General features: G+C 58.3%; 31 protein-coding genes and 1 pseudogene. 1 reads left to right on the forward strand and 31 read right to left on the reverse strand.

What is annotated here, in order from left to right; all coding sequences use genetic code 11:
• Window positions 1-15: 15 nt before the first annotated feature.
• From rplQ to rpsJ, 29 genes are all read right to left on the reverse strand, one after another.
• Window positions 16-435 (reverse strand): 50S ribosomal protein L17, encoded by a 420-nt coding sequence (rplQ, locus tag RPE78_RS03235; protein WP_339108061.1) that lies wholly within the window; start codon window positions 433-435, stop codon window positions 16-18.
• A 156-nt stretch (window positions 436-591) separates the two neighbouring features.
• Complete coding sequence (locus RPE78_RS03240; protein WP_339108062.1) at window positions 592-1,608, reverse strand: DNA-directed RNA polymerase subunit alpha; 1,017 nt, start codon at window positions 1,606-1,608, stop codon at window positions 592-594.
• A 117-nt stretch (window positions 1,609-1,725) separates the two neighbouring features.
• Complete coding sequence (gene rpsK / locus RPE78_RS03245; RefSeq protein ID WP_339108063.1) at window positions 1,726-2,115, reverse strand: 30S ribosomal protein S11; 390 nt, start codon at window positions 2,113-2,115, stop codon at window positions 1,726-1,728.
• Window positions 2,116-2,130: 15 nt separating this feature from the next.
• A complete protein-coding gene (gene rpsM, locus RPE78_RS03250; protein ID WP_339108064.1) occupies window positions 2,131-2,499 on the reverse strand; it encodes a 30S ribosomal protein S13 in 369 nt (122 codons plus the stop codon).
• 181 nt (window positions 2,500-2,680) lie between these two features.
• The gene (locus tag RPE78_RS03255; protein WP_339108065.1) at window positions 2,681-3,268 is read right to left on the reverse strand and encodes an adenylate kinase; all 588 of its coding nucleotides are present in this window, start codon (window positions 3,266-3,268) and stop codon (window positions 2,681-2,683) included.
• A gap of 13 nt (window positions 3,269-3,281) precedes the next feature.
• Entirely contained in the window at window positions 3,282-4,643 is a 1,362-nt protein-coding gene (gene secY, locus RPE78_RS03260; protein ID WP_339108066.1) for a preprotein translocase subunit SecY, read from the reverse strand.
• A 112-nt stretch (window positions 4,644-4,755) separates the two neighbouring features.
• Window positions 4,756-5,226 carry a 50S ribosomal protein L15 gene (gene rplO / locus RPE78_RS03265; protein WP_339108067.1) on the reverse strand — a complete coding sequence of 157 codons (471 nt, stop codon included), beginning with the start codon at window positions 5,224-5,226 and terminating at the stop codon, window positions 4,756-4,758.
• A gap of 150 nt (window positions 5,227-5,376) precedes the next feature.
• Window positions 5,377-5,769: a hypothetical protein gene (locus RPE78_RS03270; RefSeq protein ID WP_406721232.1), complete on the reverse strand. Its 393-nt coding sequence runs from the start codon at window positions 5,767-5,769 to the stop codon at window positions 5,377-5,379.
• Window positions 5,770-5,772: 3 nt separating this feature from the next.
• A complete protein-coding gene (locus tag RPE78_RS03275) occupies window positions 5,773-6,099 on the reverse strand; it encodes a ribonuclease E inhibitor RraB (RefSeq protein WP_339108069.1) in 327 nt (108 codons plus the stop codon).
• Between the two features lie 87 nt (window positions 6,100-6,186).
• Window positions 6,187-6,372, reverse strand: coding sequence for a 50S ribosomal protein L30 (gene rpmD / locus RPE78_RS03280; protein WP_406721233.1), 186 nt, complete (start codon window positions 6,370-6,372; stop codon window positions 6,187-6,189).
• Window positions 6,373-6,384: 12 nt separating this feature from the next.
• Window positions 6,385-6,939: a 30S ribosomal protein S5 gene (gene rpsE / locus RPE78_RS03285; RefSeq protein ID WP_339108071.1), complete on the reverse strand. Its 555-nt coding sequence runs from the start codon at window positions 6,937-6,939 to the stop codon at window positions 6,385-6,387.
• 155 nt (window positions 6,940-7,094) lie between these two features.
• Window positions 7,095-7,454, reverse strand: a complete 360-nt coding sequence (rplR, locus tag RPE78_RS03290) for a 50S ribosomal protein L18 (protein WP_339108072.1) — start codon at window positions 7,452-7,454, stop codon at window positions 7,095-7,097.
• Between the two features lie 11 nt (window positions 7,455-7,465).
• Complete coding sequence (rplF, locus tag RPE78_RS03295) at window positions 7,466-7,999, reverse strand: 50S ribosomal protein L6 (protein ID WP_339108073.1); 534 nt, start codon at window positions 7,997-7,999, stop codon at window positions 7,466-7,468.
• Window positions 8,000-8,010: 11 nt separating this feature from the next.
• Window positions 8,011-8,409: a 30S ribosomal protein S8 gene (rpsH, locus tag RPE78_RS03300; RefSeq protein ID WP_339108074.1), complete on the reverse strand. Its 399-nt coding sequence runs from the start codon at window positions 8,407-8,409 to the stop codon at window positions 8,011-8,013.
• An 11-nt stretch (window positions 8,410-8,420) separates the two neighbouring features.
• Window positions 8,421-8,726 (reverse strand): 30S ribosomal protein S14, encoded by a 306-nt coding sequence (gene rpsN, locus RPE78_RS03305; protein WP_339108075.1) that lies wholly within the window; start codon window positions 8,724-8,726, stop codon window positions 8,421-8,423.
• Between the two features lie 18 nt (window positions 8,727-8,744).
• On the reverse strand, window positions 8,745-9,302 hold the full coding sequence (gene rplE, locus RPE78_RS03310; RefSeq protein ID WP_339108076.1) for a 50S ribosomal protein L5: 558 nt from the start codon (window positions 9,300-9,302) through the stop codon (window positions 8,745-8,747).
• Window positions 9,302-9,607 carry a 50S ribosomal protein L24 gene (gene rplX / locus RPE78_RS03315; protein ID WP_339108077.1) on the reverse strand — a complete coding sequence of 102 codons (306 nt, stop codon included), beginning with the start codon at window positions 9,605-9,607 and terminating at the stop codon, window positions 9,302-9,304. Before rplX ends, rplE begins: the two co-directional genes overlap by 1 nt.
• Window positions 9,607-9,975 carry a 50S ribosomal protein L14 gene (rplN, locus tag RPE78_RS03320; protein WP_406721234.1) on the reverse strand — a complete coding sequence of 123 codons (369 nt, stop codon included), beginning with the start codon at window positions 9,973-9,975 and terminating at the stop codon, window positions 9,607-9,609. The genes rplX and rplN overlap by 1 nt, the downstream gene beginning before the upstream one ends.
• A gap of 96 nt (window positions 9,976-10,071) precedes the next feature.
• Window positions 10,072-10,305 (reverse strand): 30S ribosomal protein S17, encoded by a 234-nt coding sequence (gene rpsQ / locus RPE78_RS03325; RefSeq protein ID WP_339108079.1) that lies wholly within the window; start codon window positions 10,303-10,305, stop codon window positions 10,072-10,074.
• 11 nt (window positions 10,306-10,316) lie between these two features.
• The gene (gene rpmC / locus RPE78_RS03330; RefSeq protein WP_339108080.1) at window positions 10,317-10,520 is read right to left on the reverse strand and encodes a 50S ribosomal protein L29; all 204 of its coding nucleotides are present in this window, start codon (window positions 10,518-10,520) and stop codon (window positions 10,317-10,319) included.
• A 210-nt stretch (window positions 10,521-10,730) separates the two neighbouring features.
• Complete coding sequence (gene rplP / locus RPE78_RS03335) at window positions 10,731-11,144, reverse strand: 50S ribosomal protein L16 (protein ID WP_339108081.1); 414 nt, start codon at window positions 11,142-11,144, stop codon at window positions 10,731-10,733.
• Between the two features lie 13 nt (window positions 11,145-11,157).
• The gene (rpsC, locus tag RPE78_RS03340; RefSeq protein WP_339108082.1) at window positions 11,158-11,871 is read right to left on the reverse strand and encodes a 30S ribosomal protein S3; all 714 of its coding nucleotides are present in this window, start codon (window positions 11,869-11,871) and stop codon (window positions 11,158-11,160) included.
• A complete protein-coding gene (gene rplV / locus RPE78_RS03345) occupies window positions 11,871-12,251 on the reverse strand; it encodes a 50S ribosomal protein L22 (protein WP_339108083.1) in 381 nt (126 codons plus the stop codon). The genes rpsC and rplV overlap by 1 nt, the downstream gene beginning before the upstream one ends.
• Window positions 12,252-12,256: 5 nt before the next feature.
• Entirely contained in the window at window positions 12,257-12,535 is a 279-nt protein-coding gene (gene rpsS, locus RPE78_RS03350; protein WP_339108084.1) for a 30S ribosomal protein S19, read from the reverse strand.
• Between the two features lie 3 nt (window positions 12,536-12,538).
• Window positions 12,539-13,378: a 50S ribosomal protein L2 gene (rplB, locus tag RPE78_RS03355; RefSeq protein ID WP_339108085.1), complete on the reverse strand. Its 840-nt coding sequence runs from the start codon at window positions 13,376-13,378 to the stop codon at window positions 12,539-12,541.
• A gap of 305 nt (window positions 13,379-13,683) precedes the next feature.
• Window positions 13,684-13,980, reverse strand: a complete 297-nt coding sequence (locus tag RPE78_RS03360) for a 50S ribosomal protein L23 (RefSeq protein WP_339108086.1) — start codon at window positions 13,978-13,980, stop codon at window positions 13,684-13,686.
• On the reverse strand, window positions 13,977-14,597 hold the full coding sequence (gene rplD, locus RPE78_RS03365; RefSeq protein WP_339108087.1) for a 50S ribosomal protein L4: 621 nt from the start codon (window positions 14,595-14,597) through the stop codon (window positions 13,977-13,979). The genes RPE78_RS03360 and rplD overlap by 4 nt, the downstream gene beginning before the upstream one ends.
• Window positions 14,594-15,313 carry a 50S ribosomal protein L3 gene (rplC, locus tag RPE78_RS03370; RefSeq protein WP_339108088.1) on the reverse strand — a complete coding sequence of 240 codons (720 nt, stop codon included), beginning with the start codon at window positions 15,311-15,313 and terminating at the stop codon, window positions 14,594-14,596. The genes rplD and rplC overlap by 4 nt, the downstream gene beginning before the upstream one ends.
• A gap of 12 nt (window positions 15,314-15,325) precedes the next feature.
• Window positions 15,326-15,634 carry a 30S ribosomal protein S10 gene (gene rpsJ, locus RPE78_RS03375; protein WP_339108089.1) on the reverse strand — a complete coding sequence of 103 codons (309 nt, stop codon included), beginning with the start codon at window positions 15,632-15,634 and terminating at the stop codon, window positions 15,326-15,328.
• A 335-nt stretch (window positions 15,635-15,969) separates the two neighbouring features.
• Here rpsJ and RPE78_RS03380 point away from each other — a divergent pair.
• Window positions 15,970-16,535 (forward strand): annotated as a pseudogene (locus tag RPE78_RS03380) (type 1 glutamine amidotransferase domain-containing protein).
• Between the two features lie 58 nt (window positions 16,536-16,593).
• On the opposite strand, the gene RPE78_RS03385 reads toward RPE78_RS03380, so the two are convergent.
• The gene (locus tag RPE78_RS03385) at window positions 16,594-17,586 is read right to left on the reverse strand and encodes a zinc transporter ZntB (RefSeq protein ID WP_339108091.1); all 993 of its coding nucleotides are present in this window, start codon (window positions 17,584-17,586) and stop codon (window positions 16,594-16,596) included.
• Between the two features lie 171 nt (window positions 17,587-17,757).
• Complete coding sequence (gene tuf, locus RPE78_RS03390; RefSeq protein WP_339108092.1) at window positions 17,758-18,933, reverse strand: elongation factor Tu; 1,176 nt, start codon at window positions 18,931-18,933, stop codon at window positions 17,758-17,760.
• Window positions 18,934-18,981: the final 48 nt, after the last annotated feature.

Here is an 18,981-nt window from a genome sequence, read left to right on the forward strand (position 1 = left end):
GACCGAAAGGTCCGATTATTCTGCCGCTGCTTCTTCAGCTTCGAGGCGCGCACGGTCTGCCGCACCTTTTGCCGAGGAATCGCGCTCGACGAACTCGATGATCGCCATCGGAGCCATATCGCCATAACGGAAGCCGGCTTTCAGAACGCGAACATAGCCACCTTGACGGTCTTTGAAACGCGGGCCGAGAACTTCGAAGAGTTTGGCCACGTCTTTGTCCTGCTTCAGCTGGGCTGCTGCCTGACGACGTGCGTGCAGGTCGCCGCGCTTTGCCAGCGTGATCAGCTTTTCGATCACCGGACGAAGCTCTTTTGCTTTCGGCAGGGTGGTTTTGATTTGCTCGTGCTCGATGAGCGAGCCAGCCATGTTCGAGAACAGCGCCTTGCGGTGTTCATGGGTACGGTTGAGACGGCGGTAACCGCGAGCGTGACGCATGTGAATTCTCCGTAATTGCGTTTTGCTTTGTCAGGGCGACCGATGCGTGCCGGTGCCTCAGTTGGGGCGGAGCCCGATATTCCCAGCCTGCGCTGGCATTGAATGGGGGGGCGTGTAGCCCACGCCCCCCTATCCGTCAAGCCTGTAAGCGGAAGATCAGAACTGATCTTCGAAACGCTTGGCCAGATCTTCGATATTTTCCGGCGGCCAGTCTTCGACTTCCATCCCGAGATGCAGCCCCATGCCCGAAAGCACTTCCTTGATCTCGTTCAGCGACTTGCGGCCGAAGTTCGGGGTGCGGAGCATCTCGGCTTCGGTTTTCTGGATGAGGTCGCCGATATAGACGATATTGTCGTTCTTGAGGCAGTTTGCCGAACGGACCGAGAGTTCCAGCTCGTCGACCTTCTTGAGAAGGAGCGGGTTGAACTCGAGGCCGTCTTCCGCGTCCTGCTTCGAGGCCGATTCGGGCTCTTCGAAGTTGACGAAGATCGACAGCTGGTCTTGCAGGATGCGCGCAGCAAATGCCACGGCGTCTTCCGGCGTGATCGAGCCATCGGTTTCGATCTTCATGGTCAGCTTGTCATAGTCCAGCACCTGACCTTCACGGGTCGGGGTGACTTCGTAGGCGACCTTTTTCACCGGCGAATAGATCGCGTCGATCGGGATCAGACCGATGGGCGCGTCTTCCGGACGGTTCTTATCGGCAGCGACATAGCCTTTGCCGGTATTGACGGTCAGCTCCATGAACAGGTCGGCACCATCATCAAGGTGGCAGATGACATGCTCTTTGTTCAGAACTTCGATGCCTGCGGTCTCGGAGATGTCGCCAGCGGTCACAACGCCCGGACCTTTGGCCGAGATCGACACGCGTTTGGGGCCTTCGACATCCATACGCAGCGACACGCCCTTGAGGTTCAGCACGATGTCGGTGACGTCTTCACGCACACCGGCCACGCTGGAGAACTCGTGGAGCACATTGTCGATTTGTACGCTGGTGATGGCCGCGCCTTGCAGCGAGGACAGCAGAACGCGGCGCAGCGCGTTCCCCAGGGTGAGACCAAAACCACGCTCAAGCGGTTCTGCAACGAGCGAAGCCTGACGCTCCGGATCGTTACCCGGTTTTACTTCCAGCTGCGTCGGCTTGATCAGCTCGGCCCAATTCTTGTGGATCATGCAGTGCCTCCATACCTGTTCCCAGCCCATGTCCTAAGCAGGGAACGCCCGAGGATAGAATGCGGACACGATTGGGCCGCGCGGGAAATCCCACACGGCCCAACCGGAATTCAGAAATCAGACGCGGCGGCGCTTCGGCGGACGGCAGCCGTTATGCGCGATCGGGGTGACGTCACGGATCGAGGTGACAGCCAGACCGACAGCAGCCAGTGCGCGCAGAGCCGATTCACGACCCGAACCGGGGCCTTGAACTTCGACGTCTACGGTGCGCAGACCGTGCTCTTGTGCTTTGCGTGCAGCATCTTCTGCAGCCATCTGAGCGGCGTAGGGGGTCGATTTACGCGAACCCTTGAAGCCCATGGTGCCCGAGGACGACCACGAGATGGCGTTGCCCTGAACGTCAGAGATCAGGATCTTGGTGTTGTTGAACGACGAGTTCACATGAACAACACCAGCGGCGATGTTCTTGCGCTCTTTACGCTTCGTGCGGACCTTATCACGTGCCATGTGTCAAGCCTCCCCTTACTTCTTCTTGCCAGCGATGGCTTTTGCCGGGCCCTTACGGGTACGAGCATTGGTATGGGTACGCTGACCGCGAACCGGCAGGTTCCGGCGGTGACGCAGACCGCGGTAGCAGCCCAGGTCCATCAGACGTTTGACGTTCATTTGAACTTCACGGCGCAGGTCACCTTCAACGGTGAGGTTTGCGTCGATATATTCGCGGATCGAAAGGACTTCCGCATCCGACAGCTCGTTCACACGACGGGTCACGTCGATGTTGACGGCTTCGCAGATTTTACGGGCGGTGTCGTTGCCGATACCGGTGATGTAGGTCAATGCGATCGGGACGCGTTTCCCGGTCGGAATGTTGACGCCAGCAATACGTGCCAAAGCGTTCTTCCTTCACGTTGCGGTTCCGTAGTACCAGAACCTTTTTTCACAACAGATGGCCCGAAACCTCATGTTCCGGACCCTGATTCCGACAGACCGACTGACCCATCGAAAAATTGATTCTCATAAGAGAGACTTGCACCTACGAGGTATCCTCCTTCAGGTCAAGCCTCTCTATGCATTATTCTTGCTGATCAAGGATCGCCGCGATCTGCGCCGAGACCGTGCCGATTTCAGCCAGACCATCAACGCGGAACAGATCGCCCGCGTGATAATAATAACCGATCAGCGGCGAGGTCTTTTTGTAATACTCGCGCAGGCGGTCGCCGAAGACTTCGGCATTGTCATCCTTACGGACCGGCTGACCTGCCGCACGGGCCTCTTCGGCGCGCCCGACAATGCGGTTCACCAGAACGGCATCATCGACAACCAGCTCGATCACGGCATCCAGCTTCTGCCCCATACGCGCCAGAAGCGCGTTCAGCGCATCCGCCTGCCCCAACGTGCGCGGGAAGCCGTCGAAGATGAACCCGTTGCCCTCATCCGAGGATAGCTTCTCTTCGATCAGGCCGATCACGATATCATCGGTGACCAGCTCGCCACGATCCATCACCTCGGCAACCTTGTTGCCCATCTCGGTGCCGGAGGTCTTGGCCTCGCGCAGCATATCGCCAGTGGACAGCTGGACCATCCCGCGATCTGCGACAAGCTTACCTGCCTGGGTGCCTTTGCCGGCCCCGGGCGGGCCAAGCAAGATGATATTGGTCATGATGTCTTTCCTTTCAGCGGCGCGCGGGGGCCTTACGACCGGACTTCTTGCGCTTACCACGAAGTTGAGATTTTTCGATCAGACCTTCGTATTGGTGCGCAAGAAGATGCGACTGCACCTGATTGATCGTGTCCATCGTCACAGAAACGATGATCAGAACCGAGGTGCCGCCAAAATAGAACGGGATCGAAAGCGAAGAGCGGAGGATTTCCGGCAGCAGGCAGACCGCCGCCAGATATGCCGAACCGATCACCAGCACGCGCGAAACCACGTAATCAAGGTAATCTTCGGTTTTCTTGCCGGGACGGATGCCCGGAATAAAACCGCCTTGGTTCTTGAGATTGTCCGCGACTTCATCCGATTTGAAAGAAACGTTCGCCGTGTAGAAATATGCGAAGAACACGATCATCGCCACGTAGAACAGCAGATAAAGCGGCTGACCCGGCCCGAAATAAGCCAGAATGGTCGACATCACGGGGCCGGTATTCCCGCCCGAGAATGTCGCAATGGTGGTCGGCAGCAGCAGAAGCGACGAGGCGAAGATCGCAGGGATAACACCTGCGGGGTTCACCTTGATCGGCAGGTGCGACGAGCCGCCATCATAGATTTTCATCCCCACCTGACGGCGCGGATATTGGATGTGGATCTTGCGCAGAGCGCGTTCCATGAAGACCACGAAACCGATGACCGCAATGATCATGACGATCACGGCAATGGTTGCCGGAAGCGAGATCGCCCCCGCACGGCCTTGCGCAAGGAAGCTTGCGAAATGCGCAGGAATCTCGGCCACGATGCCGACGAAGATGATCAGCGAGATGCCGTTACCGATACCGCGCGACGTGATCTGTTCGCCGACCCACATCAGGAACATGGTGCCACCAACCAGCGTGATCACCACAGCCGCTTGGAAATACATGCCCGGATCATGCGCCAACCCACCGGCTTCCAGCGATTTTGCAAGACCGAAGGCCTGGAAGGTCGCAAGGGCCACGGTGCCATAGCGGGTGATCTGGTTGATCTTCTTGCGGCCCTGTTCGCCCTCTTTCTTCATCTGCTCCAGCGCCGGAACCATAGCGGCCAGCAACTGAACGATGATGGAGGCCGAGATATACGGCATGATGCCCAGAGCAAAAATACCCATGCGGCCAAGCGCACCGCCGGTGAACATCGACAGGATGCCCCCGAGACCCGAGCCTGCGTTCTCCATAAAGTCGCGCAGGGCCTGTGCGTCGATCCCCGGTACAGGGATATAGGTCCCCAACCGGTAGATGATCAGCAGACCGATGGTGAAGAAAATCCGTTGGCGAAGCTCGGTGGCCTTGCCCAGGGCGCCCCAAGAGAGGTTCGCCGCCATTTGCTCTGCAGCAGATGCCATATGCCTGTCTCTTTCATGTCAGCGCCGCCAGACCGGGTTCCCGATCGGCGGCGCCAGAAAACCTATGCCTATGTAAGCGGGCACGCGCCCGCTCACAACAGCTTATTCAGCCTTACTCGGCAGCGGCAGCCGCAACGGTGAGTTTACCGCCTGCTTTTTCGACAGCCTCAACAGCCGATTTCGAAGCACCGGTGACGTTCAGGGTCAGAGCGGATTTGACTTCGCCTTTTGCCAGAACGCGCACGCCGTCCAGTTTACGACGCACGAGACCCGAAGCAACCAGCACGTCTTCATTGATCTCTGCTTTCGCATCGATCTTGCCCGCTTCGATGAATTTCTCGATCAGGCCGAGGTTCACAACCGCGAAATGCTTGGCGTTCGGCTTGGTGAAGCCACGCTTCGGCAGACGACGGTACAGCGGCATTTGGCCACCCTCGTAGCCGTTCAGTGCAACGCCCGAACGCGACTTCTGACCTTTGATACCGCGACCAGCGGTTTTACCTTTGCCCGAGCCCGGACCGCGTGCAACGCGTTTTTTCTTCTGGGCTGCGCCCGCGTTATCGCGGAGTTCGTGAAGTTTCATATCGCTTCTCCTCTCGCCGGACATGACCCCAGAAGCGTAGCTGGGCCAGACTCGGCATTTCTTGTTTTGCTTACGCAATTGATTCGAGGCCCCCGAAGGAGCCACGGGTCGCTATAGCAGAGGCCCTGCCCTGCAAGCAACCGCTTTGCATCACGTGCGACACTGAATTGTCACGTCGTAATTGAACTGGGTCCCGCCCCCGATCTGGTAGACACTGGCCAGCACGCGACCGATTTCGCGATAGCCCGCAGAGCCACAGCTCTTTGTAGCCCTTCGCGCAATCTGCCGCTCCATCACCGCGTCCTGATCCCAAAGCGGGCTCGACCCTTTGGAGACGCTCACCCGATGCACCGCACCGCCCGCCAAGACAGGAACCGCCGAGACAGGCGCCGCCGACGCAGGCACCGCCGACGTAGGTGCGGACGACCACGCAGGCACCGCGCTGACAGCATAGGTGTCGCGTGTGTAGGTCTCGGGTGCCTGCGATGCCATACAGCCACCAAGCAGAACTGCCGCCGCCAAACCGGTAAGGAATGCCCTCATCTGTCAGCGTCCCGAAAAGGCCCAGCCATCCGGCGCGAAACCATGAATCGACGCCAGAAGCGTCAGCTTTTCCTCATGTGCCCAGAGGGTCTCAGCATCCAGCGTGATAACCGGCGTCGTGATCTCGGCCACGGCCTCATCCTCGTCATCCTGCGCCTCGTAGAACTCGACGCCATACCCAAGGGCCTCGGCCGCATCGGACAGGTCGTCCCAATTCGCCCCGTCATCATCCATGACAAACTGGAACGCCACGACGCCTTCGGCGGGCACAGCATCCATCTTGGCAATCTCGGCGAAAATCTGGAAGGTCTCGGCCTTCTGGTCTTTCATATCCATCTTCATACCTCTGGAAAGGGAGACAGGTACAAAAACGCCCCGGACGATGCCGGGGCGCTTTGTCAAAAACTCTGAATAAAATCAGGCTTTTTCTTCGATGATCGCAACGAGGTGCGGGATCGAGTTCACCATGCCGCGGACGGCGGGGGTGTCTTCGAGCTCGCGGGTGCGGTTCATCTTGTTCAGACCGAGGCCTTTCAGCGTAGCGCGCTGAGAAGCGGGACGGCGGATCGGCGAACCGATTTGTTTCACAACGATAATAGCCATGTCCTGATCTCCTTACGCGTCAGCCGATTCGGCTTCCGGCTTCTTCAGGATGTCAGCCACTTTCTTGCCACGGCGAGCCGCGACGTTACGGGGGCTTTGTTCCTGACGAAGCGCATCAAGCGTCGCACGGATCATGTTGTAGGGGTTCTGCGAACCGGTCGACTTGGCAACCACGTCCTGAACGCCCAGCATTTCGAAGACGGCACGCATCGGACCACCCGCGATGATACCGGTACCGGCAGGTGCGGTGCGCATGATCACGCGGCCAGCGCCGTGACGGCCTTCGATATCGTGGTGCAGGGTACGCGCATCACGCAGCGGAACACGGAACATGTTGCGCTTTGCTTGCTCGGTCGCCTTACGGATTGCCTCCGGCACCTCTTTCGCTTTGCCTTTGCCGAAACCGACGCGGCCGCGCTGGTCGCCAACGACGACGAGTGCTGCGAAGCCGAAACGTTTACCGCCTTTGACGGTTTTCGACACGCGGTTGATCGCGACAAGACGATCTGCGAATTCCGGGGTCTCTTCGCGCTCGCGGCGATCCCGGCGGTTTTCACGTTCTGCCATGAAAACATCTCCTGATATGGACCGAAGTCCTTTTCCCAATCCAAGTGGATTTGCATCCCTGGATCATCGAGGGGTTGCCCCCTGCTCTAAAATCGAAGGGCGCATTGCCGCGCCCTTCGCAAGATTTCGATCACCCTGCCTTGCGGCAGAGAGGATCAGAACTTCAGACCGCCTTCGCGAGCTGCATCGGCCAGTGCCTTGATTTTCCCGTGGAACAGGAAACCGCCACGGTCGAAATAGCACTCTTCGACGCCTGCAGCCTTGGCACGTTCCGCGATGGTTGCACCGATCTTGGTCGCTGCTTCCACGTTGTTTTTGCCAACAAGGCCCAGATCCTTCTCGAGGGTCGAAGCCGCTGCAAGGGTCACACCGTTCAGATCGTCGATCAGCTGGACGCTGATGTTTTTCGACGAGCGGTGAACCGACAGACGCGCACGGCCATTGGCCATTTTGCGCAGTTTGTTCCGCACGCGCAGGCGGCGCTTCAGGAACAGTTCTCTTTTCTTGTTCGCCATTTTCGCGCCCCTTACTTCTTCTTGCCTTCCTTACGGAAGACATACTCACCCTTGTAGCGGATGCCTTTGCCTTTATAGGGCTCGGGCGCACGCCACTCGCGGATATTCGCAGCAACCTGACCAACGAGCTGTTGGTCGATGCCTTCGATGACGATCTCGGTGTTTTTCGGCGAGGTGATGGTCACACCAGCCGGAACAGCGAAGTCCACATCATGCGAATAGCCCAGTGCCAGCTTCAGAGTGTTGCCCTGCATCGTGGCGCGGTAACCCACACCCTGAATTTCGAGCTCTTTCTTGAAGCCAACGGTGACGCCGGTCACAAGGTTCGCGATCATCGAGCGGGCCATACCCCACTGCTGACGCGCACGCTTGGACAGGCCACGCGGGGTCACGGAAACCGAAGAACCTTCAACCGAAAGGCTGACATCGTCGGTGGCGGTGAAGTGACGGGTCCCTTTCGGGCCTTTCACTTCGATGGTCTGGCCGGACACCGAAGCGGTCACACCGCTCGGAAGTTCCACTGCCTTCTTACCAATACGAGACATCGGCTACCTCCTTAGAAGACGGTGCAGAGGACTTCGCCGCCAACATTGGCGTTGCGAGCATCTGCATCCGACATCACGCCCTTGGACGTGGAGACGATGGAAACGCCGAGGCCCTGACGGACCGACGGGACGTCTTTCGCAGCCATGTACACACGACGGCCCGGGGTCGAAACGCGCTTGAGTTCGCGGATGACCGGGGTGCCTTCGTAGTATTTCAGGCTGATGGTGATTTCAGGCAGACCGCGCGAGTCGGTGGTCGACTCGTAGCCGCGGATATAGCCTTCCGCTGCAAGCACGTCGAGAACCCATGCGCGCAGTTTCGACGCGGGGGTTTTGACGGTGGACTTGCCGCGCATTTGCGCGTTGCGGATGCGGGTCAGCATATCGCCGAGAGGATCGTTCATAGACATACGAGACCTCCTTACCAGCTCGACTTGACCATGCCGGGGATCTGACCGAAGGAGGCCAGGTCACGCAGCTTGATACGCGAGACTTTGAGCTTACGGTAGTAAGCGTGGGGACGACCGGTCAGCTGGCAACGGTTGTGCAAGCGGACAGCCGAGGAGTTGCGCGGCAGTTCTGCCAGCTTCAGGGAAGCTTTGAAGCGCTCTTCCATCGGACGATCCTGATCGGCGATGACTTCTTTCAGTGCGGCGCGTTTCGCGGCGTATTGTTTAACAAGACGCTCACGCTTCACTTCGCGCGCAACCATGGATTTCTTAGCCATTGTTCACTCTCCTCGCGATCAGGCCGAGAACGGCATGTTGAAGTGCTTCAGAAGCGACTTCGCCTGCGCGTCATCATTGGTCGTGGTCACGATGATGATGTCCATACCCAGAACTTCGTCGACTTTGTCGAAATCGATCTCGGGGAACACGATCTGTTCTTTGAGACCCATTGCGAAGTTACCACGACCATCGAAGGACGGCTTCACGCCGCGGAAGTCGCGGACGCGCGGCAGTGCCACGTTGATCAGGCGGTCGAGGAATTCGTACATACGGGTGCCGCGCAGGGTCACCTTGCAGCCAAGCGGCATCTCTTCACGAACGCGGAAGCCTGCGATGGACTTCTTCGCTTTCGTCATGACAGCCTTCTGACCGGCGATGAGCGTCAGCTCTTCAGCGGCTTGCTTGACTTTTTTGGTGTCTTTCGTGGCTTCGCCAACGCCCATGTTGATCACGATCTTTTCGATCTTCGGGATCATCATGTCGTTTTTCAGACCGAACTCTTCCTTCATGGCAGCACGGATCTTGGATTCGTACTCGCCTTTCAGGCGCGGAGTGTAAGTTGCGAGGTCGAGCATCAGATAACGTCCCCCGTGGTCTTGGCGAAACGAACCTTTTTGCCGTCTTCCATGCGGAAGCCGACGCGGGTTGCTTTACCGTTTGCATCCAGCAGAGCGAGGTTCGACAGGTCGATCGGCATTGCCTTCGGCTGACGGCCACCTTGGCTCGTTTGGGTTTGGCGCGTGTGACGGATCGCGACGTTCACGCCATCGACCACGGCTTTGTTCGAAGCCGGCATAACCGAGGTGATCTCACCCTGTTTGCCTTTGTCCTTACCGGACAGAACAACAACCTTATCACCTTTGCGGAGTTTAGCAGCCATTACAGCACCTCCGGAGCAAGCGAGATGATTTTCATGAAGTTCTTGGCGCGCAGTTCGCGAACAACCGGTCCGAAGATACGGGTACCAACGGGCTCGCCGTTGTTGTTCAGGATAACTGCTGCGTTCGAGTCGAAACGGATGGCGGTGCCATCTTCACGACGAACTTCTTTGGCGGTGCGAACGACGACGGCTTTACGCACGTCCCCTTTTTTCACACGGCCACGCGGAATGGCTTCCTTGACGGAGACGACGATAATGTCGCCGACCGACGCATAGCGACGGTGCGAACCACCCAGAACCTTGATGCACTGAACTTTCCGAGCACCGGAATTGTCAGCAACATCCAGATTGCTCTGCATCTGGATCATAGGGTTACTCCCGACCTTTGGAGACGACCATGCAGTTGGCGCCCCAGGGTTTCGATAAACTGGTGTTTATCGCCGGGCCTGAATTCCTTGCGGAAATCAGGCTTCGACGACGACCGTCCAGCGCTTGGTCTTCGAAATCGGCGCGCACTCTTCGATACGAACAGTGTCACCCACCTTGAAAGCATTGTTCGCGTCATGCGCACGATACTTCTTGGATTTACGAATGGTCTTTTTCAGAACGGGGTGCGTGAAACGGCGCTCGACAGAGACGGTGATCGTCTGTTCGTTCTTGTCCGAGGTCACGACGCCTTGAAGGATACGTTTGGGCATGGGAAGATTCCTCAGTTCGCAGCAGCTTCAGCAGCTTTTTGGGTCAACACGGTTTTCACGCGAGCAACGTCACGACGGACGGCGCGCATGCGAGCGGTGTTTTCCAGCTGGTTGGTGGCTGCCTGAAAGCGGAGGTTAAACGCTTCCTTTTTCAGCGCGACAAGCTCGTCACGGAGCTCATCGGCCGTCTTGGCCTTGAGTTCTTGGGCTTTCATGCCTTTGGTCCTTTAAATGGCACCAGAGGGCCCCGCTTGGGTGCGTATACACGCTTGGGGTGACCCTGATTCTGGTGGGTTATGTCGATCCTGTTGCCAGGAACACCGGCCAACTACCATCATCGAGCCAATCTGGCAAGGGGTGTTGGAATAAAACAAGGCGCGGGAGAGAAATCCCCCGCGCCTTGCTTCAATTTAGGTGGACCTGACTTACCAGTCCTGACGCTCGACGATGCGGGTCGCGACCGGGAGCTTCGCAGCACCAAGGCGCAGGGCCTCACGTGCGATGGTCTCGTTCACGCCGTCGATTTCGAACATCACGCGGCCGGGCTTCACTTTCGCTGCCCAGAAATCCACGGAACCTTTACCTTTACCCATACGGACTTCGGTCGGTTTCGCGGTGACCGGGGTATCCGGGAAGATCCGGATCCAAACGCGGCCCTGGCGCTTCATGTGACGGTTGATTGCACGACGGGCAGCTTCGATCTGGCGCGCAGTAACACGCTCGGGCTCAATCGCCTTCAGACCAAAGTGACCAAAGTTCAGATCGGTGCCGCCTTTGGCTTCACCGTGGATCCGGCCTTTGTGCTGTTTGCGGAACTTCGTCCGTTTCGGTTGCAACATGGTCTAATACCCCTCAGCGCTCGCGCTCACGGCGCGGACCGCGCGGTGCCGGACCCTCTTGGGCTTCAGCAGCTTTGCGCTCACGTGCCTGCGGATCATGTTCCATGATCTCGCCTTTGAAGATCCACACTTTGACGCCGATGATCCCGTAGGGGGTCATTGCCTCGCAATGTGCATAGTCGATATCCGCACGCAGCGTGTGCAGCGGAACGCGACCTTCACGATACCATTCGGTACGCGCGATCTCGGCACCGCCCAGACGGCCGGCAACGTTTACACGGATACCAAGAGCACCCATGCGCATCGCGTTCTGAACGGTACGCTTCATCGCACGACGGAAGGACACACGACGCTCGAGCTGTTGGCAGATGGACTCTGCGGCCAGTTGCGCGTCGATTTCCGGCTTACGGACTTCAACGATGTTCAGGTGAAGTTCGCTGTCGGTGAAGTTTGCAAGCTTCTTGCGCAGAGCTTCGATATCGGCGCCTTTTTTGCCGATGATCACACCCGGACGTGCTGCGTGAATGGTCACACGGCACTTTTTGTGCGGGCGCTCGATGATCACGCGCGAGATGCCAGCTTGTTTCGCTTCGTCCTTGATGAACTCGCGGATCTTGATGTCTTCCAGAAGAAGATCACCGAAATCCTTGCTTTCAGCGAACCAGCGGCTGTCCCAGGTGCGGTTGACCTGGAGACGCATACCGATCGGATTTACCTTATGACCCATTATGCTTGCTCCTCAACCTGACGCACCTTGATGGTGAGCTCCGAAAACGGCTTCATGATCTTGCCGAAGCGACCACGGGCACGCGGGCGACCGCGCTTCATGACCAGGTTCTTACCAACCCATGCTTCCGCGACGACCAGCTCGTCAACGTCCAGACCGTGGTTGTTTTCCGCATTGGCGATAGCCGATTGCAGGCACTTCTTCACGTCGATCGCGATACGCTTCTTCGAGAAGGTCAGATCGGCCAGAGCCTTGTCGACCTTCTTGCCGCGGATCATCGCTGCAACGAGATTCAGTTTCTGCGGCGAGGTGCGAAGCATGCGCGATTTTGCCATTGCTTCGTTATCCGCCACGCGGCGCGGATTCTTTTCCTTACCCATGACGATTACTTCCTCTTGGCTTTCTTGTCAGCAGCGTGACCGTAATAGGTACGGGTCGGCGAATATTCACCGAACTTCTGACCGATCATTTCCTCGGTCACAGCGACCGGGATGTGCTTCTGACCATTGTAGACCCCGAAGGTGAGGCCAACGAATTGCGGCAGGATGGTCGAGCGACGCGACCAGATCTTGATCACTTCGCTTTTGCCCGACTCGCGCGCTTTCTCTGCTTTTTTCAGCAGATAGGCATCGACGAAGGGGCCTTTCCAAACAGAACGAGACATATCTTAACGACCCTTCTTCTTCGCGTGACGCGAGCGCAGGATATATTTATCCGTCGACTTGTTCGTACGGGTGCGTTTGCCCTTGGTCGGCTTGCCCCACGGGGTAACCGGGTGACGGCCACCGGAGGTCCGGCCTTCACCACCACCATGCGGGTGGTCGATCGGGTTCATTGCAACGCCGCGAACGGTCGGGCGGACGCCCATGTGACGCTTACGACCTGCTTTACCGAGGTTCTGGTTCGAGTGGTCATGGTTCGACACGGCACCGATGGTGGCCATGCATTCCTGACGCACAAGACGCAGCTCGCCCGAGGAAAGACGGATCTGAGCGTAGCCACCATCACGACCCACGAACTGGGCATAGGTGCCAGCTGCGCGTGCGATCTGACCGCCTTTACCCGGCTTCAGTTCGATGTTGTGAACGATGGTACCGATCGGCATACCCGAGAACGGCATTGCGTTACCCGGCTTGATATCGACCTTCTCGCCCGACACAACTTTATCGCCGAGAGCGAGACGTTGCGGTGCGAGGATATAAGCGGCTTCGCCATCTTCGTAGCGGATCAGCGCGATGAACGCGGTCCGGTTCGGGTCGTATTCGATGCGCTCGACGATAGCCGGAACGTCAAATTTGCGACGCTTGAAGTCAACGATACGGTAGAGACGCTTCGCGCCGCCACCCTTGTGCCACATCGTGACGCGTCCGGTGTTGTTCCGGCCACCAGTCTTCGTCAAACCCTCGGTGAGGGCTTTGACCGGACGGCCTTTCCAAAGCTCCGAACGGTCGATCAGAACCAGCCCACGCTGGCCCGGCGTAGTCGGTTTATACGACTTAAGTGCCATGCTTTCTGTCTTCCGTTAGCTGAAGGCGGGTTGTACCGCCTTATGTGAAGGGCCCCTAAGGTCCCCAGATAACAACGCCAACCGGCCCCGGACGAATCCGAAGCCTCTGGCGATGCGCGTAGCTACCAAAAAGAAGCCAATCCGTCTACTGCTGAATTGGCCCATTTGGCGCTTTGTGACCTTATATTTAAGGCCACAAGCCAAGCCCTTGATGCAAGACGCTATTCTCTAGCCCCCTGCCCTATCGCCCAAAAGAAAAGCCCCCGCAAATGCAGGGGCTCTCCGAAGTCATAAGGATCAACAGATCACAGACCGGTGGTCACGTCGATCGTGTTGCCTTCTTCGAGGGTCACATAGGCCTTCTTCACGTCCGAGCGCTTGCCCGCGATACCGCGGAAACGCTTGTTCTTGCCTTTGGTGATCGTCGTGTTGACGGCTTTCACCTTGACATTGAAGAGGGTCTCGACCGCTGCCTTGATCTCGGGCTTCGAGGAGTCTTTGGCGACTTCGAAGACAACCGCACCGTTTTCCGACGCCAGCGTCGCTTTTTCGGTGATGATCGGCTTGACGATCACGTCGTAATGTTCGGGTTTCGCGCTCATTTCAGGCGAGCCTCCAGTGCTTCGACGCCCGCTTTGGTGAGGACCAGGGTCTCACGCTTGAGGATGTCATAAACGTTGGCGCCCATCGACGGCAGAACATCGATACCTTCGATGTTACGAGCTGCTTTCGCGAAGTTGTCGTTCACGTCAGCACCGTCGATGATCAGGACCTTTTTCCAGCCCAGTTCCTTAGCCGCTTTAGCCAGCGCTTTGGTTTTCGATTCGCCGAGGTTGATATCCTCGAGAACCACCAGATTGCCGGTTGCCGCTTTGGACGACAGAGCATGCTTCAGACCCAGAGCGCGGAACTTCTTCGTCAGATCGTGCGCGTGCGAACGCGGGGTCGGGCCCTTGTACACACCACCGTGACGGAAGATCGGAGCCTTCTTGGAACCGTGACGTGCGCCACCGGTGCCTTTTTGGCGGTAGATCTTCTTGGTCGAGTAGGACACGTCCGACTTGCCGAGCGTCGAGTGCGTACCGGCTTGTGCTTTCGCACGCTGCCAGCGAACAACGCGGTGCAGAATGTCTGCGCGCGGCTCAAGACCGAAGATGTCGTCTGCCAGTTCGATATCGCCAGCTTTGCCAGCGTCGAGCTTGATCACATCAAGTTTCATGCTTCACCCCCTTCTGCCGGAGCTTCTTCGGCAGGAGCAGCCGCGCCTTTCAGAGCCGCCGGCATCGGAACGTTCTCGGGCAGCGGTTTCTTGACCGCGTCCTTGATCGTGACCCAACCGCCTTTGGAACCCGGAACCGAACCTTTAACAAGGATCAGGCCGCGCTCTGCATCGGTGCGAACGACTTGCAGGTTCTGGGTGGTCACACGAACGGCACCAAGATGGCCAGCCATCTTCTTGCCTTTGAAGACCTTACCCGGATCCTGACATTGACCGGTCGAACCGTGCGAACGGTGCGAAATCGACACACCGTGCGATGCACGCAGACCGCCGAAGTTGTGGCGCTTCATCGCACCCGCAAAACCTTTACCGATGGAGGTGCCCGCGATATCCACGAACTGGCCTTCATTGTAGTGGTTTGCAGCGATTTCCGAACCGACTTCGATCAGGTTTTCTTCGGATACGCGGAATTCAGCAACCTTGCGCTTGGGCGCAACGGAAGCTTTCGCGAAGTGACCACGCTCAGCTGCGCTTACGCGCTTTGCTTTTGCGTCGCCTGCACCCAGCTGCACAGCAACGTAACCATCGCGATCGGTGGTACGTTGAGCAACGACTTGCAGGTTGTCGAGTTGAAGAACGGTAACAGGAACCTGCTTGCCGTCTTCAAGGAAAAGCCGGGTCATGCCCAGCTTCTTGGCGATAACACCAGTCCGCATCGTGACTCTCCCTTAGACCTTGATCTCGACATCCACGCCAGCGGCGAGGTCGAGCTTCATCAGTGCGTCAACGGTTTGCGGGGTCGGGTCGACGATGTCGAGCATACGCTTATGCGTACGGATTTCCCACTGGTCGCGCGACTTCTTGTCGATGTGCGGACCACGGAGAACCGTGAATTTCTCAACTTTGTTCGGCAGCGGAATCGGGCCGCGAACCTGTGCACCCGTGCGCTTTGCGGTGTTAACGATTTCCTGCGTGCTGGCATCCAGTACGCGGTAATCGAACGCCTTCAGCCGGATGCGGATGTTTTGACCGTTCATATGTCATGCCTCTCGCATGGCGTGAAGGTTGAGAGGCAGACAGCACCGTATGTGGTGCCTGCTTCGAACCTTTAGATCTTATGGATAGATCAGGCTGCGCCAATAGGCCCGATAAAGGATTCTGTCAACCCGTGCTGGCCCGTTGCCGTATTTTTTCTTGGCTCCTTCGTGCCACGGGCCGGAAGGGGCGCGCGAAGGGCCGTCCACCTCCATCGCGCGTGAGGCCCAGCGGAACAAGCCTCGCGCCCTTGCGTTGGGTCGGCAATCAGGGCCCGCGCAGCACCCGTTGCAAAACGGCCCACCCATCGCAACACCCATCGCAAAAGGAATAGACCATGCCCGAGATCACCGACAGCAAAATCCTTATCATCGCGACGGACGGGTTCGAGAAGTCCGAACTGATGGTTCCACGGGATGCGCTCCGCGAGGCAGGCGCGCAGGTGGTGGTGGCCTCGCCCGACGGGGCCGCGATCCGCAGTTGGGACGAAAAGGATTGGGGCGAAACCGTTGCCAGCGATCTTGCGATCAGCGATGTCAAACTGGAAGAGTTTGATGCGATTGTGCTGCCGGGCGGGCAGATCAACCCCGATATTCTCCGAACGAAGCCGGAGGCGGTAAATCTGATCCGCAACTTTTTAACGCCAAGAAAATCGTCGCCGCCATCTGTCACGGACCTTGGCTCCTGATCGAGGCGGGGGTTGTTGCGGGGCGCCACGTCACCTCCTACCCGTCAATCAAGACAGACCTTCTCAATGCCGGTGCGCAGTGGCGCGATGCGGAGGTGGTGAATGATCTGGGGCTGATCACCTCGCGCAACCCCGGTGATCTGAAGGCTTTCGTGGGCAAGATTATCGAAGAGGTGGAGGAAGGCCCCCATCACCGTCGCGCCGAAGCCGCCTGAGCCAATCGCCGTTGCCCCAACGGGCAACGGCCGACCCTCCCTCCTATTGATGGCCCGCCTATTGACGGCCCAGCGTGAACAGCCGCCACATGAAGACCAGCTGCACCAGCACCAGCCCGATGCACCACAGGCAAAGCCACATGAAGGCATTATCGTCATTCAACCCCGGCATTCCGCCGATATTCACCCCGAAAAGCCCCGTCAGAAACCCGAGCGGCAGGAAAATTACCGACACCACGGACAGCACGAACGTATTGCGGTTCACCCGATCCGAAAGCTGGGTCGAAAGCTCTTCGCGCAGCACCTGCGCCTGATCGCGGAGCTCGTCCATATCTTCCGAAATCCGCGTCATTTTCACGGCTTCTTCTTCCAGTTCCCGCCGGACCTCGGATGTCACCAGGGGGCAGTTCGACTGCGCCGCTTTCAACAGCGCATCGCGTTGCGGCCCGAGATAGCGCCGGATCGCGATGACCTGTAGCCGCAGATCCAGCACATCGCGCCGCAAATGGTCCCCGCCCTGTCCGTAGACCTTATCCTCCAGCGCCTCGGCATGTTCGTCCAACTCGCTCTGGAACGTGCCGATCCGTTCGACGATATCCTCGGTCAGGCGCACAACGAACAGCCCTGCATCACCAGGCACCCGCCCCGCCCTGATCGCATCATCCATCCGCTCGATCGCGCGGACCCGCTTGCGCGCAATGGTCACGATCCGCCGTGCATCGGCATAGATACGGACCGACACCATGTCCTCGGGATCTTCCCCGTCATTGAAGTTGATCCCACGCAGGATAAGCAAAATGCCCTCGCCGATCACCGTGGTGCGCGGACGCGTATCTCGGTCAAGCAGGGCCTCCACCGCTTGCGGTTCAAGATAGTCCAACTCCTGCCGGATCCAGTCCTGCGCTTCGGGATGGGTGCCATCCAGATGCACCCAGGCCAGGCGCTCGTCGCGCAGGGCTTCAACGATCTGTGCCTCATCCGCCCCTTGCAGATCAGTGGCCGCCGCAGGACCGGTCAGGATATGCGAGAGTTTGATCGGGCTGGCAGGCATCGGCGCGCTCCTTCGGTGACTGCCCTCTATCTAGCGCGCGTCGCGGGCAGGAACAACGCTCAGAAGGGCATCGACCAAAAGCAGCGCCCCTCCCCCGCCAGACCACAAGGGGCGCAAAGCAAAAGGGCGGCCCAAAGGCCGCCCTTCCGTATCGCGCATTCTCCCGAAGGATTATGCGAGGATTTTCGACACAACGCCTGCGCCAACGGTACGACCGCCTTCGCGGATTGCGAAGCGCAGACCGTCTTCCATAGCGATCGGTGCGATCAGTTCGACTTCGAACTTCAGGTTGTCGCCCGGCATAACCATCTCGGTGCCTTCCGGCAGCGTAACGGTCCCGGTGACGTCCGTGGTGCGGAAGTAGAACTGCGGACGGTAGTTCGCGAAGAACGGCGTGTGACGGCCACCTTCCTCTTTGGTGAGGATATAGGCTTCTGCTTCGAACTTGGTGTGCGGCTTGACCGAACCCGGCTTACACAGAACCTGACCACGCTCAACGCCTTCACGGTCGATACCGCGCAGCAGGGCGCCGATGTTGTCGCCTGCTTCACCACGATCCAGCAGCTTGCGGAACATTTCCACACCGGTGCAGGTCGTTTTCTTGGTGTCGCGGATACCAACGATTTCCAGTTCGTCGCCAACGTTGATCACGCCGCGCTCGACACGACCGGTCACAACGGTACCACGGCCCGAGATCGAGAACACGTCTTCGATCGGCATCAGGAAGGGCTGGTCAACAGCACGTGCCGGGGTCGGGATGTATTCGTCGACAGCTGCGATCAGCTCACGGATCGAGTTCTCGCCGATTTCCGGATCGCGACCTTCCAGAGCGGCCAGAGCCGAACCCTTGATGATCGGAATATCGTCGCCGGGGAAGTCGTAGGACGACAGAAGTTCACGAACTTCCATTTCCACCAGTTCCAGCAGCTCTTCGTCATCCACCTGATCAACCTTGTTCAGGTAAACGACCATATAGGGGATGCCAACCTGACGGCCCAGCAGGATGTGCTCGCGGGTCTGCGGCATCGGGCCGTCAGCTGCGTTCACAACCAGGATCGCGCCGTCCATCTGTGCCGCACCGGTGATCATGTTTTTCACATAGTCAGCGTGGCCGGGGCAGTCGACGTGCGCGTAGTGGCGGGTTTCCGACTCGTACTCGACGTGTGCGGTCGAGATGGTGATGCCGCGTGCTTTTTCTTCCGGTGCGCCGTCGATCTGGTCGTAGGCTTTGAAGTCACCGAAATATTTGGTGATTGCAGCGGTCAGCGTGGTTTTACCGTGGTCAACGTGGCCGATGGTGCCGATGTTGACGTGCGGTTTGTTACGTTCAAACTTTTCCTTTGCCATAATGGCCTCCTGTCACAGGGTACTGATCTAAGGGGTGCGCCCGCGGGG

Source organism: Thioclava litoralis (assembly GCF_045278885.1).
GTDB classification, from domain to species: Bacteria; Pseudomonadota; Alphaproteobacteria; order Rhodobacterales; family Rhodobacteraceae; genus Thioclava; species Thioclava litoralis.

Coding starts and splice junctions, on each gene's coding strand:
- rplQ (WP_339108061.1), bottom strand. CDS start 435: ATGCGTCACGCTCGCGGTTACCGCCGTCTCAACCGTACCCATGAACAC.
- RPE78_RS03240 (WP_339108062.1), bottom strand. CDS start 1,608: ATGATCCACAAGAATTGGGCCGAGCTGATCAAGCCGACGCAGCTGGAA.
- rpsK (WP_339108063.1), bottom strand. CDS start 2,115: ATGGCACGTGATAAGGTCCGCACGAAGCGTAAAGAGCGCAAGAACATC.
- RPE78_RS03255 (WP_339108065.1), bottom strand. CDS start 3,268: ATGACCAATATCATCTTGCTTGGCCCGCCCGGGGCCGGCAAAGGCACC.
- secY (WP_339108066.1), bottom strand. CDS start 4,643: ATGGCATCTGCTGCAGAGCAAATGGCGGCGAACCTCTCTTGGGGCGCC.
- rplO (WP_339108067.1), bottom strand. CDS start 5,226: ATGAAACTTCACGAACTCCGCGATAACGCGGGCGCAGCCCAGAAGAAA.
- RPE78_RS03270 (WP_406721232.1), bottom strand. CDS start 5,769: ATGAGGGCATTCCTTACCGGTTTGGCGGCGGCAGTTCTGCTTGGTGGC.
- RPE78_RS03275 (WP_339108069.1), bottom strand. CDS start 6,099: ATGAAAGACCAGAAGGCCGAGACCTTCCAGATTTTCGCCGAGATTGCC.
- rpmD (WP_406721233.1), bottom strand. CDS start 6,372: ATGGCTATTATCGTTGTGAAACAAATCGGTTCGCCGATCCGCCGTCCC.
- rpsE (WP_339108071.1), bottom strand. CDS start 6,939: ATGGCAGAACGTGAAAACCGCCGGGATCGCCGCGAGCGCGAAGAGACC.
- rplR (WP_339108072.1), bottom strand. CDS start 7,454: ATGGCGAACAAGAAAAGAGAACTGTTCCTGAAGCGCCGCCTGCGCGTG.
- rplF (WP_339108073.1), bottom strand. CDS start 7,999: ATGTCTCGTATTGGTAAGAAGGCAGTGGAACTTCCGAGCGGTGTGACC.
- rpsH (WP_339108074.1), bottom strand. CDS start 8,409: ATGTCTATGAACGATCCTCTCGGCGATATGCTGACCCGCATCCGCAAC.
- rpsN (WP_339108075.1), bottom strand. CDS start 8,726: ATGGCTAAGAAATCCATGGTTGCGCGCGAAGTGAAGCGTGAGCGTCTT.
- rplE (WP_339108076.1), bottom strand. CDS start 9,302: ATGCTCGACCTCGCAACTTACACTCCGCGCCTGAAAGGCGAGTACGAA.
- rplX (WP_339108077.1), bottom strand. CDS start 9,607: ATGGCTGCTAAACTCCGCAAAGGTGATAAGGTTGTTGTTCTGTCCGGT.
- rplN (WP_406721234.1), bottom strand. CDS start 9,975: ATGATCCAGATGCAGAGCAATCTGGATGTTGCTGACAATTCCGGTGCT.
- rpsQ (WP_339108079.1), bottom strand. CDS start 10,305: ATGCCCAAACGTATCCTTCAAGGCGTCGTGACCTCGGACAAGAACGAA.
- rpmC (WP_339108080.1), bottom strand. CDS start 10,520: ATGAAAGCCCAAGAACTCAAGGCCAAGACGGCCGATGAGCTCCGTGAC.
- rplP (WP_339108081.1), bottom strand. CDS start 11,144: ATGTTGCAACCGAAACGGACGAAGTTCCGCAAACAGCACAAAGGCCGG.
- rpsC (WP_339108082.1), bottom strand. CDS start 11,871: ATGGGTCATAAGGTAAATCCGATCGGTATGCGTCTCCAGGTCAACCGC.
- rplV (WP_339108083.1), bottom strand. CDS start 12,251: ATGGGTAAGGAAAAGAATCCGCGCCGCGTGGCGGATAACGAAGCAATG.
- rpsS (WP_339108084.1), bottom strand. CDS start 12,535: ATGTCTCGTTCTGTTTGGAAAGGCCCCTTCGTCGATGCCTATCTGCTG.
- rplB (WP_339108085.1), bottom strand. CDS start 13,378: ATGGCACTTAAGTCGTATAAACCGACTACGCCGGGCCAGCGTGGGCTG.
- RPE78_RS03360 (WP_339108086.1), bottom strand. CDS start 13,980: ATGAGCGCGAAACCCGAACATTACGACGTGATCGTCAAGCCGATCATC.
- rplD (WP_339108087.1), bottom strand. CDS start 14,597: ATGAAACTTGATGTGATCAAGCTCGACGCTGGCAAAGCTGGCGATATC.
- rplC (WP_339108088.1), bottom strand. CDS start 15,313: ATGCGGACTGGTGTTATCGCCAAGAAGCTGGGCATGACCCGGCTTTTC.
- rpsJ (WP_339108089.1), bottom strand. CDS start 15,634: ATGAACGGTCAAAACATCCGCATCCGGCTGAAGGCGTTCGATTACCGC.
- RPE78_RS03385 (WP_339108091.1), bottom strand. CDS start 17,586: ATGCCTGCCAGCCCGATCAAACTCTCGCATATCCTGACCGGTCCTGCG.
- tuf (WP_339108092.1), bottom strand. CDS start 18,933: ATGGCAAAGGAAAAGTTTGAACGTAACAAACCGCACGTCAACATCGGC.